At 62.5% G+C, this 12,195-nt stretch carries 16 protein-coding genes; 12 read left to right on the top strand and 4 right to left on the bottom strand.

Annotation, left to right across the window (positions count from 1 at the left end):
- The first annotated feature begins 48 nt into the window (after nucleotides 1-48).
- The 6 genes from IEV75_RS01190 to IEV75_RS01165 all read left to right on the top strand — a co-directional run bounded on the left by IEV75_RS01190 (nucleotide 49) and on the right by IEV75_RS01165 (nucleotide 3,648).
- Nucleotides 49-714, top strand: a complete 666-nt coding sequence (locus tag IEV75_RS01190) for a tetratricopeptide repeat protein (protein WP_188450717.1) — start codon at nucleotides 49-51, stop codon at nucleotides 712-714.
- A 124-nt stretch (nucleotides 715-838) separates the two neighbouring features.
- Nucleotides 839-1,108: an usg protein gene (locus IEV75_RS01185; RefSeq protein ID WP_188450716.1), complete on the top strand. Its 270-nt coding sequence runs from the start codon at nucleotides 839-841 to the stop codon at nucleotides 1,106-1,108.
- Between the two features lie 81 nt (nucleotides 1,109-1,189).
- Nucleotides 1,190-1,774 (top strand): tetratricopeptide repeat protein, encoded by a 585-nt coding sequence (locus tag IEV75_RS01180; protein ID WP_188450715.1) that lies wholly within the window; start codon nucleotides 1,190-1,192, stop codon nucleotides 1,772-1,774.
- The gene (locus IEV75_RS01175; protein WP_233351706.1) at nucleotides 1,698-2,708 is read left to right on the top strand and encodes an alpha/beta fold hydrolase; all 1,011 of its coding nucleotides are present in this window, start codon (nucleotides 1,698-1,700) and stop codon (nucleotides 2,706-2,708) included. Before IEV75_RS01180 ends, IEV75_RS01175 begins: the two co-directional genes overlap by 77 nt.
- 83 nt (nucleotides 2,709-2,791) lie before the next feature.
- Nucleotides 2,792-3,085: a DUF2312 domain-containing protein gene (locus tag IEV75_RS01170; protein ID WP_188450714.1), complete on the top strand. Its 294-nt coding sequence runs from the start codon at nucleotides 2,792-2,794 to the stop codon at nucleotides 3,083-3,085.
- A 38-nt stretch (nucleotides 3,086-3,123) separates the two neighbouring features.
- Nucleotides 3,124-3,648: a hypothetical protein gene (locus IEV75_RS01165; protein ID WP_188450713.1), complete on the top strand. Its 525-nt coding sequence runs from the start codon at nucleotides 3,124-3,126 to the stop codon at nucleotides 3,646-3,648.
- A gap of 2 nt (nucleotides 3,649-3,650) precedes the next feature.
- On the opposite strand, the gene IEV75_RS01160 is transcribed toward IEV75_RS01165, so the two are convergent.
- Genes IEV75_RS01160 through IEV75_RS01150 form a run of 3 tightly spaced genes read right to left on the bottom strand, consistent with a single transcriptional unit; the run spans nucleotide 3,651 to nucleotide 6,589 of the window.
- Nucleotides 3,651-4,934: an HlyC/CorC family transporter gene (locus tag IEV75_RS01160; protein ID WP_188450712.1), complete on the bottom strand. Its 1,284-nt coding sequence runs from the start codon at nucleotides 4,932-4,934 to the stop codon at nucleotides 3,651-3,653.
- On the bottom strand, nucleotides 4,935-6,038 hold the full coding sequence (gene aroB, locus IEV75_RS01155) for a 3-dehydroquinate synthase (protein WP_188450711.1): 1,104 nt from the start codon (nucleotides 6,036-6,038) through the stop codon (nucleotides 4,935-4,937).
- Nucleotides 6,035-6,589 (bottom strand): shikimate kinase, encoded by a 555-nt coding sequence (locus IEV75_RS01150; protein ID WP_188450710.1) that lies wholly within the window; start codon nucleotides 6,587-6,589, stop codon nucleotides 6,035-6,037. The genes aroB and IEV75_RS01150 overlap by 4 nt, the downstream gene beginning before the upstream one ends.
- Before the next feature lie 707 nt (nucleotides 6,590-7,296).
- Here IEV75_RS01150 and IEV75_RS01145 point away from each other — a divergent pair.
- Genes IEV75_RS01145 through IEV75_RS01135 form a run of 3 tightly spaced genes read left to right on the top strand, consistent with a single transcriptional unit; the run spans nucleotide 7,297 to nucleotide 9,049 of the window.
- Complete coding sequence (locus IEV75_RS01145) at nucleotides 7,297-7,491, top strand: hypothetical protein (protein WP_188450709.1); 195 nt, start codon at nucleotides 7,297-7,299, stop codon at nucleotides 7,489-7,491.
- A gap of 53 nt (nucleotides 7,492-7,544) precedes the next feature.
- Nucleotides 7,545-8,114: a hypothetical protein gene (locus tag IEV75_RS01140; RefSeq protein WP_188450708.1), complete on the top strand. Its 570-nt coding sequence runs from the start codon at nucleotides 7,545-7,547 to the stop codon at nucleotides 8,112-8,114.
- Nucleotides 8,115-8,158: 44 nt separating this feature from the next.
- The gene (locus IEV75_RS01135; RefSeq protein ID WP_188450707.1) at nucleotides 8,159-9,049 is read left to right on the top strand and encodes an IS1 family transposase; all 891 of its coding nucleotides are present in this window, start codon (nucleotides 8,159-8,161) and stop codon (nucleotides 9,047-9,049) included.
- 44 nt (nucleotides 9,050-9,093) lie between these two features.
- Here IEV75_RS01135 and IEV75_RS01130 read toward each other — a convergent pair whose 3' ends face one another.
- Nucleotides 9,094-9,282, bottom strand: coding sequence for a hypothetical protein (locus tag IEV75_RS01130; RefSeq protein ID WP_188450706.1), 189 nt, complete (start codon nucleotides 9,280-9,282; stop codon nucleotides 9,094-9,096).
- A 169-nt stretch (nucleotides 9,283-9,451) separates the two neighbouring features.
- Here IEV75_RS01130 and IEV75_RS01125 point away from each other — a divergent pair, with 169 nt between their 5' ends.
- From IEV75_RS01125 to IEV75_RS01115, 3 genes are read left to right on the top strand one after another with little or no spacing between them, the layout of a single operon-like run.
- Nucleotides 9,452-9,592: a hypothetical protein gene (locus IEV75_RS01125; protein ID WP_188450705.1), complete on the top strand. Its 141-nt coding sequence runs from the start codon at nucleotides 9,452-9,454 to the stop codon at nucleotides 9,590-9,592.
- Nucleotides 9,576-11,225 (top strand): hypothetical protein, encoded by a 1,650-nt coding sequence (locus IEV75_RS01120; protein WP_188450704.1) that lies wholly within the window; start codon nucleotides 9,576-9,578, stop codon nucleotides 11,223-11,225. Before IEV75_RS01125 ends, IEV75_RS01120 begins: the two co-directional genes overlap by 17 nt.
- Nucleotides 11,222-12,145 (top strand): site-specific tyrosine recombinase XerD, encoded by a 924-nt coding sequence (locus IEV75_RS01115; RefSeq protein ID WP_188450703.1) that lies wholly within the window; start codon nucleotides 11,222-11,224, stop codon nucleotides 12,143-12,145. Before IEV75_RS01120 ends, IEV75_RS01115 begins: the two co-directional genes overlap by 4 nt.
- The last annotated feature ends 50 nt before the right edge of the window (nucleotides 12,146-12,195 follow it).

The raw sequence follows: 12,195 nt of genomic DNA, 5'->3' as shown, positions 1-12,195 counted from the left end.
TGACACGTTAGCGTGCCTGCCAGTTCAAGAGGGACGGGATATAGGCCGATGCGCAGCATTTGCGGGATTTTGAGCGCCACTGCGCTGCTTTCGGGGCTCGCCGGACCGGCACTGGCGCAGGAGGCCGGGGCCAGTTTCGAACAGGTCCAGTACGAGGCCTGCCTGAACCTGATCAATGAAAACCCGGAGGCCGCCTACGAGGAAGGCCTCGCTTGGCGTGCGCAAGGCGGCAGCTGGCCTGCCATGCACTGCATCGCCCTGTCGCAGGTCGCGCTGGAGCAATACGGCATTGCTGCGCGCCGGCTTGAAAGCACAGCCGAAGGCGCCGTCGTCGCCACCGACGCCACGCGCGCCATCATGTTCGGTCAGGCAGGGGATGCCTGGCTGGCTGCCGGTGAACCGGCCAATGCCGGGCGCGCCTTCAGCCGGGGCCGCGATTTCGGACCCGATGATGCGGGCCTGGCACTAGGGGTGGCCGAGGCGGCCGTCTTGCAGGAAAACTGGGACATGGCCGAGCAGGCGGCCAGCGATGCCATAAGGCTTGATCCGGCGCTGGTGCGTGGCTGGCAGATCCGGGCGCAGGCACACCTCGAGCAGGGCAATCTGGACGCCGCCGCCGCAGACCTTGGCGAGGCACTGGCGCGCGATGGCGAGAATGTCGAGGCGCTGGTCCTGCGCGGCCGCATCAATGAGGCGCGCCGCACGGGCGGCTAGCTGTTAGCACACAGACCATCTGGCTGCTAACAACATACAGAAATCATTCAGGATTTTGTGTGCAGGCTCTTGCCTGACAGGGTGGCTTTCGTCAAGCTTTCCCCTGTCGGTTATGGAGAGGGCCATGAGCGAGACAGACTTTGCCGCGCAATTGAGGGGCGCGCGCCTGACGACGGCGGAAATCCTCTACTACCGCCCGGATTTTCCGAGCCTGCTGCAGAGCTTCAGCTGGCAGACGCAGGACATCGCCCCGGATTTTCCGCGCCTGAAACAGTTTCTCGACCATTGGCGGCGCGAAATAGAAGCCGTCATACACTCGGTGCGCATTGCCCATGCAGGGCTGGTCCGGCCCGCCGAATGGCGCGGCGCTGTACTCATGGAACAGCTTCACTAGGGCCTGTACTCATAAAGGTTTCGGGCCTGACGCTGAGACCACCGGCTTGCCGCGCCGCATCACGCCGCTATCCTTGCGTGCATGATTGCGTTCCTCGCCTCGCTGGTTCTGGCGCTCGCCGCGGTGCCGCCCGGAATTACCCTGACCCCGGAAGGGCAGGACGACACCCGCACGTCCATGACACTGGAAGAGCGCCTGGATGAGCGGCTGGCTGCGCTCGCCGCAGCCTCGTCGGAAAGCGAAGGCGAAGCGATCGCCGATGAGGTGCGCTCTATCTGGCGCCAGTCGGGCGGAGCCACCGCCTCGCTATTGCTGGACCGGGCAGAGCAGGCCATCGCCGAGCGTGACACCGCGGCGGCCGAGCGCGCCTACGCCCACATGCGCATTCTGGAGCCCGATTTCGCCGAGGGCTGGGTGGCATCGGCCCGGCTCGCCATGGCGGGCGGCGACTGGGATTTCGCGCTTGATGCGCTAACGCAGGCTGTCAGCTTGGAACCGCGGCGGTTCGATGCCTACGCGCTGCTGGGGCGCACACTCGAACAGGCAAGTGAACCAGCAGCGGCCCTGCTTGCGTATGAAGAGGCATTACGTGTCCATCCCTGGCATCCGCAAGCCCGTCAGGCTCGCGCACGCCTTGAAAACCAGCTGGCAGGCCGTGCGCTTTAATCTGACCTTTCTCACCGCGTGTTTTCTGACGCTCACCGCCTGTGCCGGAGGCCGTGCCATGCCTGTTGGCGATGATCCGCTTTCACCCATTGGCCAGTTCATCGAGATTGAGGGCACACGCCTGCACTATCACGTGACCGGACCGGCAGACGCGCCGCCCGTACTGGTGCTGCACGGCGCATCGGCAAATCTGCGCGAACCGCTCATGGGGCTTGGAGACGCACTGTCAGACCAGCGCGTGATCTGGCTGGACCGGCCGGGCCTTGGCCACTCGCAGCGCCCATCCGGCCGCTGGAACCCGCAAGCCGAGGCCGCCCTGATCGCGCAATTTCTGGGCGCCGTGGAAGCCGGCCCGGTCATCGTGACCGGCCACTCCTGGGGCTCAGCCATATCGCTGCGTCTGGCCATGGATCATCCGCAAGCCGTGTCAGGCATTGTGCTGATCGCCCCCGCCATCCGGGCCAATGTGGGCGAGGCCGCGCTTTACAACCGGGCCACCCACTGGCCGTTCATAGGCCCGGTGATCACGCGGCTCATCGTGCCGACCTATGGCCGGGCCCAGCTGGAATCGGGCGCCGCCAGCGCCTTTGCGCCCGAACCCGTGCCTGAGGGCTATGTGGAAGAGACCGCCCTCGCCCTCCTGCTGGAGGCGCGCGTGTGGAAGGCCAATGCTGCAGACATGGCCAATGTCAACGCGCATCTGGAAGCCCAGGAAGGGCGTTATGGCGAGATCACGCAGCCCACGATCATTCTGGCAGGCACTGAAGACAGCGTAGTGGCGACCAACCGGCATTCCGTGCCGGTGGCCGAAACCATGCCCAATGCCGAACTGATCCTGATCGAAGGGGCTGGCCACAATCCCCATTTTGCCCATGCAGACCAGGTGGCCGAGGCGATCCGCGCCGTACGGACACGCGCGGCAGGTGTGGATTAGGCACATAGTGGCATTGCCCGGCTGGCGTTCGCGTCCTAAGCCATCAGGCCAGAGACAAGCCCCTTGCCAGATGAGGACGCCCCATGGCCGAACCCTTCAACCAGCCTTCTTCCGATGCCGCCAGCGCACCTGTCCAGGGCGGCACGCCCAAGGCCGATGAGCAATTACGCGCCATCGTTGCGCGCATCGAGCGGCTCGAAGAGGAAAAGAAGGCCATCATGGCCGACATCAAGGAGGTCTATGACGAGGCCAAGGGCAATGGCTTTGACGTGAAAGTGCTCCGCCAGGTCATCCGCATCCGCAAGCAGGACCGCCAGGAACGCATGGAAATGGAAGCGGTGCTGGAAACCTATCTCGGCGCGCTGGGCGATCTTTAGATAGCCTGGAGCCTCTATCGGTATACACTTGCGAGGCCATGAGCCGCGAGATTGACGAGCGCAAGAAGAAGAAAGCCCTGCGCCGCCTCGACCGGGTGCGCCGGGCGCTCGCCGAGGCCGAAGCCGATGGCGATGCCGAGGCCGCCCGTGAGGCGCGTGCCCTCCTCACCGAATGGGAGGATGAGTTCCTCGGCAGCGTGGAGGAACGGCTGAACACGTTCGGTTCCGCCTTTACCGATCCGGATAAGGGCTCGCTCGATGAGCCGTTATCCCAGCTGCAGGCCGCCAAGCTGAAAGAGCTGGAAGCGAAAGCCAAGGGCAAGGAAACCAGACCCTGGAAGCGCTCCAGCTTCAAGCCGAAGGACAAGGCCCGGCGCTCCGGCTTTTCTTCAAAACGCCCGGAACGCCAAGCCAATATCCGGGACATCAATGACGATGTGTCCGATGTCCCGGAGACACCGCACCCGTCCGGCAACACCCCCGCGCCAGCGCCGTCGCCAGTACCGTCACCGCCTGGGGCCCGCCCGCGCTTCACCGTCATCAAGGGCGGGAAGGAGGAGTAGGCCTATTCCTCCTCGCCCAGCGGGGTGAGCTTCACGCGTGTGATCTGGTTGCGGCGGCGTTCGAGTATGTCGAACTGCACATCATGGAAACGGAAGCGCTGGCCCGGCTCCGGGATGGTCTGGGCCTCGTGGATGACAAGACCGGCAATCGTCACCGCCTCGTCATCGGGCAATTCCCAGTCCAGCGCACGGTTGATCTCGCGAATGCCCGTCGCGCCATCCACAATGACAGAACCATCGGCTTCACGCTTGAAGTCACCTGGCGGGGCCAGATCGTGCTCGTCCTCGATCTCGCCGACAATCTCTTCCAGGATATCTTCCAGCGTCACCACGCCCATCAGCGCGCCGTATTCATCGACCACCAGCGCGAAATGCTCGCGCTTGGTCCTGAAGGCATTGAGCTGATCGAACAGCTCGGTCGTCTCCGGTACAAACCAGGGCTCGCGCTTCAGCCCGGCAATATCGATTCTGGAGCTGTCGCCGCTCGCGCCGTGCAGCGCGCGCGCCAGATCACGCACATGCAGAATGCCGACAATGTTTTCCGGTTCCCCCTGCCAGAGCGGAAGACGCGTATGCGGGCTGGTCAGCGCCGTTTCGACCAGTTGCTCCACCGGCTGGTCGATATCCAGCATGAGCAGGTTCTTGCGGTGAACCATCACGTCATCGACGGTCAGTTCGCGCAGGTCGAGCACCCCGCCCAGCATGTCGCGGTCATGCTTGACCACGCCGCCTTCCTGCAGATGCAGGTCGATCTGGCCGCGTATCTCCTCATGGGCAGAGAGGACCGGCCCGGTGACATCGGCACCGATCAGGCGCAGCGTGCCGCGCACCACCACCTGCACGCCCGCCACCACGGGCCCGAACACCGCCGTCACGATCCGGATCGGCAAGGACACGAACATGGCCAGCCGGTCCGGGTTGGACAGCGCATAGGTCTTGGGCATCACCTCGGAGAACACCAGCACCAGCGCCGTCATGACGAGTGTGGCAATCGGCACGCCCGCCTCGCCAAACATGGCCAGAAACACCGCCGCCGCAATGGAGGAGGCAAGGATATTGACCAGATTATTGCCCAAAAGGATCGCCCCGATCAGGCTCTCGCGGTCCTCGATCAGGATGCCGACACGCGCCGCTGCACCATTCTTTTCCTTTTCCAGCGCCAGCATGCGCGCCTTGGACGTGGCCGTCAGCGCGGTCTCGGAGCCCGAGAAGAAGGCGGACAAGAGGAGCAGCAGGACGATGGAGGCAAACGCCCAACCCATCCACGGCTCTAACGCGATATCCATCTAGACCTCTCCTTCGAGGAAAGCGTTGATCTGTGCCGGGTCATGCCCCGGCGATATGAAGGCCTCGCCCACGCCGCGGGCCAGCACCAGCGTGATGCCCGAACCGGCATTCTTCTTGTCCTGCCCCATGCGCGCCGTCAGCGAAGCTGGGTCATAGGGCCCGCCCGGCAAATCACGGATCGAAACCGGCAGTCCGGCCCTGCCCAGCACGGCGGCAGCCCGCTCTGCCCCGTCAGGCCCGCAAAGGCCGAGCCGGGCCGAAAATTTCAGCGCCATGACGATACCGCAGGCAACTGCCTCGCCATGGATCAGCGCGCCCTTGCTCGCATCAGCCTCAAAGGCATGCGCGAAGGTGTGCCCCAGATTGAGCAGGGCGCGCACACCCGCTTCGCGCTCATCCTCTGCCACGATCCGCGCCTTGAAACGCACCGCATCAGCGATGAAAGCTGCCAGACGGCCGAGCGCCAGCGGATCGCCGCTTCCGCCTGCTTCCAGGCGTTCAAACAGGGGTTTGTCGGCTATCAGGCCGGCCTTCACGATCTCCGCATAGCCAGCCGCCAGCTCGCGCCGGGGCAGGCTTTCCAGAAAGCCGCTATCGGCAATCACCAGATCCGGCTGATAGAAACTCCCGACAAGATTCTTGCCGTGGCGTGTATTGATACCTGTCTTGCCGCCAACAGAGGAATCCACCTGTGCCAGCAGGGTTGTGGGCATCTGGATGAAGCCGCATCCGCGCTTCATGATCGACGCGGCAAATCCGGCCAGATCGCCCACCGTGCCGCCACCGAAAGCGATCAGGCACTCATTGCGGGCCATCTCACGGTCCAGAAGCGCATCCATGACGATGCGCAACGCATCCCAGCTTTTGACCCCCTCACCGCCGTCCAGCAGAATGAAGTCAGGCGTCAGACCGGCCCCGGCCAGCACGCTCTCCAGCCGCGCGCGATGTCCCGCCAGCGCGGCCGCGTCAGCCAGAATGACCGCGCGCCCGCGCGGACACAGCCGGGCGAGACTGGCGCCAGCAGCCTCCAGTGCGCCGGCACCCGCCAGCACATCATAGGCACGCGAGGCGGCCTTGACGGGAATACGGAAAAGCTCGCTCACCCTTGTGCCTCCACGCGCTCTGCCATGGCTTCCAGTATCGCCAGCACCGCGCCCTCATGGGTCGCATCGGGCGATGTCACGTGAATATCGGCCTCGGCATAGACCGGTCCGCGTTCGGCCAGCAGCGTCTCCATAACCGCGCGTGGATCGTCTGTCTGCAAGAGCGGGCGTGTATCACGCCGGGAGACCCGCTCCATCAGCGTGTCGATATCGGCCTTCAGCCATACTGACAGCGCTTTGTCCTTTATCAGGGCGCGTGTCTCGTCATGGATGAAAGCGCCACCGCCCAGCGCGATAACGCAATGGCCCGGCTCCTCCAGGAGGCGTGCAATCACGCGGCGCTCACCGTCGCGGAAAGCCGCTTCGCCGAAATCGGCAAATATCTCGGACACGCTGCGCCCTGCTGCTTCCTCCACCTCATGGTCGGAATCACGGAAGCGCCAGCCCAGACGGTCTGCCACCCGGCGCCCTATGCTGGTCTTGCCCGCCCCCATCAGGCCGACCAGAACCAGCGGACGGCCGAGCCTTTTTGCGATTTGCACACGATCCATGATGCTTTCACGCTATAAGCGTGTGAGAGATAATGAGCAATTGCCGCGTGGGTAGTGTCTCAGTTTGAAATTTGAACCGTTCGGAACGAACGCCGTTCGCTAGACGTTGGATTATCCAGAAGCTTAGCGAACGTTTGCTAAGCCAGCGAGCAACGCTCCCTTCAAACTATCCAACCACTGTCAAAAGTGGTGGAGAATGGAACGAAGCAGCAAAAGCCTTAGGCAAAAGCGCGAGAATCGCGGAGTGTAAAACTTGGCAAATGCGACAAATGGAGCAATCGCGGCAAATTCGCCTCACTGCTGAGGAAAGCGCCATCATTAAGCCACACAGGCTTGACAGAATGTTCTTAGACCTTCAGCACGTCGCTGAGAGTCAAGCGAATCGGGCTTACGAAGTTCGGATTCGGTGTCAAGGAAAAAATTTGCATTTTTCCACGACACGCACTACTTATTAACCGGAGCGTGAAAAGATTTCACGCTCAGAGAGACACGGAGCACCATGCCCAAGGGACCAAATGGCGAGCGCAGACCAGCCGACACGAACGCGTGTGCGGTGATGGTCGCGAAGATCGCCACGGGCGAGGTGGAGGACACCAGAACCGCCAAACGCGGAAGCGCGGGCGGGCGAGCGAGGGCCGAAGGGCTCTCAGCTGCGAAGCGGAGAGAGATAGCAAAACGTGCGTCAGAAGCGCGTTGGAGGGCCGACCATGCAAATTAACGTACAACTGCTTAAACGGCGGTTATTCGAAGATAGCGCCGTTCAAAATGTGAAGTTTTTCCCGGGCTCAAATAGAGACGTGAGCGCGGATGATATTGCCGGTGAAATCAATCGGTATTTTGTCGATGCGGAGAATGGTGGCGCTCAAGAGAAACTGAACGTCGAAGCCGACCTTGACGCTTAACTGATTCGCTTGTCTTAATGCGCCATCTGTAACTGCAGGTGGCGCATTTTTTTATGGCTTATTCTGAATTGTATAAACGCGTTCAGACGCAACCCAACGGGCGAGTGAAGACTAGCTGGATAAGAGATCAAATTATTGATCTTACTCATGTTTGTCGCGTGCATGAGCAGTGGACCGGGCATCTGAACCCGGAGGTTTTGCGGGGCTTTTATATTGAAGGGCCGTTAGGTCCGCCCGTTCCAGTCGAAAAGAACGAAATCCTCATCGTACTGGCTCGGGATATACCGAAAACCGACAGGCGTATCGTATTCACGAAGGAGCTAATGCACACCTTCGATGAGGAGGAAGAGAAGACAAACACGGCAGAAAAATTCTCCATGCAAATTGAAAAATTTGGAGACCCAAATCTGCCAACTAGCCCGCAATTTGCTGCAGAAGGCAAAGCGTATTGGCGCGCCATCGGAGTTCTTTGCACAGAGAAAAAGCGACTAGAGTTGCGCGACGCCCTTAATGAGGGGAACGCTACTATGGAAATAGTGGCCACTCAGCTGAAACTTCCCACCTGGGTGACACACGACATTATGAGAGACGATTTCGAAGCAATCATAAACCATTTAAAATGAACAAAATGCTTGCTAACTGAAATTTGTTCAGTTAGAAAAGGGGCATGAACAAGCTGCCTCACCACAAACGCGCCCAAATCCTCGCCATGCTGGTTGAGGGATCGTCCATGCGGTCCATCAGCCGTGTGGCTGACGTGTCCATCAATACGGTCACGAAGCTGCTTATCGACGCTGGCGAGGCTTGCCTGCAGCTTCACGATGAGACGGTGCGCGAAGTCACTGCCAGCCGCGTCCAGTGCGATGAAATCTGGTCGTTCTGCTACGCCAAGCAAAAGAATGTGGCGAAGGCCGATAACGCTCCGGTAGGTGCGGGCGATGTGTGGACGTGGACGGCTCTAGACGCTGACAGCAAGATGATCCTGAGCTTCTATGTCGGTGACCGCTCTGGCCAGTCCGCCATGGTGCTGATGGACGATCTGCGCGCCCGCCTCGCCAACCGGGTTCAACTGACCACCGATGGCCACAAAGCCTATCTGGAAGCCGTTGAGGGCGCGTTTGGCGGCGATGTGGACTATGCCCAGCTTGTGAAGCTCTACGGTGACGCGCCGGAAGCGTTCAAGGGCCGGTATAGCCCGGCTGAGTGTGTCGGTATCCGCAAGAGCCGGATCGAGGGCAACCCGGACGGCAAGCACGTCTCAACGTCCTATGTCGAGCGCCAGAACCTCACCATGCGAATGTCCATGCGCCGGTTCACCTGGCTGACAAACGGTTTCAGCAAGAAACTGGATAACCACATCTACGCGCTCGCGCTCTACATCGTGCATTACAATTTTTGCCGGGTTCACAAGAGCCTGAAAGTCAGCCCGGCGATGGCCGCTGGCGTTTCTGATACGCTCTGGAGCTTTGATAACATTCTTGACCGGGTGGACACGAACGAAGCCACGAAGCGCCCGGCTAAGCGCGGTGCCTACAAAAAGCGCCAGCCCGCCGCCTAGGGATCACGGCGATGTGGTGGAACTCGCTCAGCGGATTTTCGACTTTATTTTGGTTTACGGTAACCAGAAGTAGCCCAAAGGCACTCTGCATACGTATCGAGAATCCACTCTTTGTCAGCGCTATCGGCAACCCGGAGGTTTTTGCCCTCTGCTGCCGCAATGCTTTTCAAAAGGTCATATGCAACGCGTTGAGGCGTTCCGTTCCCGTCAGGGATGTTGGGCGTATCGGCCATTTTTGTCTCCAGCATCTATTGATGCGAGAGTTTGGGCTGAGTCGCTTCACTGCGCTGCTAAATTTCAAACTGAGACACTACCGCCGCGTGCGATGTCTGGAAAACGCCGCATTGTCCGCGCTAGTGTAGAATATCGCGAACCGCATACCAGCAACGAGGGACGCCTATCATGCGCGGACTGCTGATTGGAGTGGGCATCGGCGTCATCTGCGTCGGGGCCATATTCGCCATCCTGCTTGTCATGGCCGACACCATGACGCCGGAGCAGAGCGAAGTGCGTATCGAGGTGACCGATGCGCTTGGTGATTAGCACGCTCGGCCTGTGTGCGGCCCTGCTGACCGCGCCGGCCATGACGCAGCAGCCCTCCGGCACCATTGAGGTGCAGGAATTGGGCGCGGTCGATCCCTTCCAGATCGGCTCGCGCAGTGTATTGCCGCAGAATATCTGGTCCTCCAGCGATGCCGGGGCATTGCGGGTCATCCTGGAAGCGCTGCCGGCCAGCGATGGCCAGGGGTGGCGGCATGGCGGCGCAGCCCGTCTGGCAGAGCGCGTGCTTCTGGCTTCGGGCGAGCCGCCGCGGGGCGGGCGGGACAATTTCGCCCTTGCCGCGCTGCGTGCAGACCGCGCCCTCTCCGCTGGCAGGGTGGAGCAGGTCTATCAGCTTCTTGAGCGCACGCCCCGCCTGAACCAGTCCAGTGCCCTGTCACGTCTGCACGCCGAAACTGCGTTTGCGCTGGGTGAGACAGAGGCCGCCTGCCGCACCGCCGAAGGTCTGCTGCGCGGACGCGACGAGCCTTACTGGCTGCGTGCGCGCGCGGTCTGCCTCGCGCTCGCGGGAAATCTTCCGGCCGCCGAACTGACCGCCGATCTTGCCCGCTCGTCCGAAGGCGGCGGCAATTTCGGTGCGTACTTTGACGCACTTGTCCTTGATCGCGGCCTGCCGGCGGCCCGGCCGGTATCGACAGGGCTGGAGATGGCGATTGCCATTTCGCTCGCGCCGGAAGAACGCATCACCGTCGCCGAAGACGCACCGGGATGGCTGGAACGCGCCGCTGCCCGCACCGGCCCTGCCATCACCTTGCCGGAGTATCTGGACGAGGCGCTTGAGGCGGCCATGGCCATGGAAGGCGCCGACAGGGCTGCAGCCCTGGCCGCCATCGCACAGCAGGACATGGACCGGCTCATCGCCGCCGAAGCGCTGGCGGCGCGCCTTGATGACGCTGTCGGCGAGGGGCGCTTTGCCGAAGTGGCCCGCGCCTACGCGATGGAGATCGAGACCTTCCCGATCAATGAACAGACACTGGCCCATGGCCCGCGCTTTGTTCTGGCGCTGGCTCTTGAAGGCCAGCTGGAGCTCGCCTGGCGGTGGCGGGAAGCCCTGCTCTCCGGCCCCGAGCGCGACGTGCCCCAACCGGCCGGTAATGGCGAATGGCAGACGGACGTGCCGGGACAGCCCGGCATGCTTTCCCCGCCACCCGGTTTTGCAAATCTGCCGGAGGGAGACCCGTGGGAGCCGCCCTCTCCGGCTGTCATGGTTGCACTCGACATGGCCATAGGCATAGCCGCCGACGATATCGGCTCCGGCCCGTTTGGCGCCATTCTGGCCGCGCGGGCAGAGGATGGCAGACCCGAGCGTCTGGCCCAGCTGGCCGGGCTGGCGGCGCTCGGCGCATCCGTGCCCGAGGCGGTGCGCGTTCAGCTGCTTTCTGCCCCCGCTGAAGACCGCACAGCCGGACGGGAAGCCGATTTTGCATCCATGGCCGCCCTGTCGCTGGTCAACAATTCGCGCGCTGAAGTCTTGCTGCTGGCCGCTGGCCTGATCGAGACCAGCAATGGCAGCGCGCAGGCCTATGCACTGGCAAGCTACCTGCTGGAACGGGCAGGCCACCGGGCAGAGGCCCTGCAGCTGATACTGGAGGCGCTGGCCGAGGAGAGCGCGTGAGCGCATCGCACATAGCGCTTTTCCTCGACATGCTGAGCGCGGAGCGCGGCGCGGCCGCCAACACGCTCGCCGCCTACCGCCACGATCTGGATGATGCCGGCACGCGGCTGGCCCGTCTTGGCGTTTCCCTGAACAATGCCGGACCAGCAGACATTGAACGCCTGATGCAGTCGCTGGCCGCTGATGGCCTCAGTCCCGCCACGGCCGCGCGCCGCCTCTCCGCGCTGAAACGCTATTACCGCTTCCTCCTGAAGGAGGGCGTGCGCGGCGACGACCCGACCGCCGGGCAAAAGGGCCCAAAACAGGCCCGCGCCCTGCCAAAAATCCTCTCCGAGGCCGAAGTGGGCCGCCTGTTCGACGCCGCAGATACGATCGAAGGGCCGGCAGGATTGCGCCTGCGCGCCGCATTGGAACTGCTCTATGCAGGGGGATTGCGGGTCAGCGAACTCGTCACCCTGCCGCTAGCTGCCTTCTCGCGCGCCGAACGCTATGTCGTTGTCACCGGCAAGGGCAGCAAGGACAGGATCGTGCCCCTCACACCCGCCGCACTGGAGGCAGTCGACGCCTACAGGCGCGTCCGGGAGGACTTCCTGCCCGGCAAGGCATCGCCCTTGCGCGCCCGGGCAGAGCGCTATCTCTTCTGCTCATCGGCTGCGAAGGGAGGCCATCTCACCCGCGAGCGCTTCGCCCAGATGCTCTCGGGACTTGCCGTGCAAGCGGGCCTCGACCCGGCGCGTGTCTCGCCGCACGTGCTGCGCCACGCCTTTGCCACGCATCTTCTGGCCAATGGCGCGGATTTGCGCAGCCTGCAGACCCTGCTCGGCCATGCCGATGTCTCTACGACCGAGATATATACCCATGTGCTCGAGGCGCGCCTGCGCTCGCTGATGGAAGATGCCCACCCGCTGAGCCGCAAATAGCCTTGCTGACAGCCAGCTTGTGACAACACGATGTCGCGGCTAGTTTGCCC

The organism is Glycocaulis albus, from assembly GCF_014639075.1.
GTDB classification, from domain to species: Bacteria; Pseudomonadota; Alphaproteobacteria; order Caulobacterales; family Maricaulaceae; genus Glycocaulis; species Glycocaulis albus.
This window is presented reverse-complemented; position numbering and strand designations above follow the sequence as displayed.

What these genes read in the sequence shown, in the direction of transcription:
- IEV75_RS01190 (WP_188450717.1), top strand. Translation starts at nt 49, where the DNA reads ATGCGCAGCATTTGCGGGATTTTGAGCGCCACTGCGCTGCTTTCGGGG.
- IEV75_RS01185 (WP_188450716.1), top strand. Translation starts at nt 839, where the DNA reads ATGAGCGAGACAGACTTTGCCGCGCAATTGAGGGGCGCGCGCCTGACG.
- IEV75_RS01180 (WP_188450715.1), top strand. Translation starts at nt 1,190, where the DNA reads ATGATTGCGTTCCTCGCCTCGCTGGTTCTGGCGCTCGCCGCGGTGCCG.
- IEV75_RS01170 (WP_188450714.1), top strand. Translation starts at nt 2,792, where the DNA reads ATGGCCGAACCCTTCAACCAGCCTTCTTCCGATGCCGCCAGCGCACCT.
- IEV75_RS01165 (WP_188450713.1), top strand. Translation starts at nt 3,124, where the DNA reads ATGAGCCGCGAGATTGACGAGCGCAAGAAGAAGAAAGCCCTGCGCCGC.
- IEV75_RS01160 (WP_188450712.1), bottom strand. Translation starts at nt 4,934, where the DNA reads ATGGATATCGCGTTAGAGCCGTGGATGGGTTGGGCGTTTGCCTCCATC.
- IEV75_RS01150 (WP_188450710.1), bottom strand. Translation starts at nt 6,589, where the DNA reads ATGGATCGTGTGCAAATCGCAAAAAGGCTCGGCCGTCCGCTGGTTCTG.
- IEV75_RS01145 (WP_188450709.1), top strand. Translation starts at nt 7,297, where the DNA reads ATGCAAATTAACGTACAACTGCTTAAACGGCGGTTATTCGAAGATAGC.
- IEV75_RS01140 (WP_188450708.1), top strand. Translation starts at nt 7,545, where the DNA reads ATGGCTTATTCTGAATTGTATAAACGCGTTCAGACGCAACCCAACGGG.
- IEV75_RS01135 (WP_188450707.1), top strand. Translation starts at nt 8,159, where the DNA reads ATGAACAAGCTGCCTCACCACAAACGCGCCCAAATCCTCGCCATGCTG.
- IEV75_RS01130 (WP_188450706.1), bottom strand. Translation starts at nt 9,282, where the DNA reads ATGGCCGATACGCCCAACATCCCTGACGGGAACGGAACGCCTCAACGC.
- IEV75_RS01125 (WP_188450705.1), top strand. Translation starts at nt 9,452, where the DNA reads ATGCGCGGACTGCTGATTGGAGTGGGCATCGGCGTCATCTGCGTCGGG.
- IEV75_RS01120 (WP_188450704.1), top strand. Translation starts at nt 9,576, where the DNA reads ATGCGCTTGGTGATTAGCACGCTCGGCCTGTGTGCGGCCCTGCTGACC.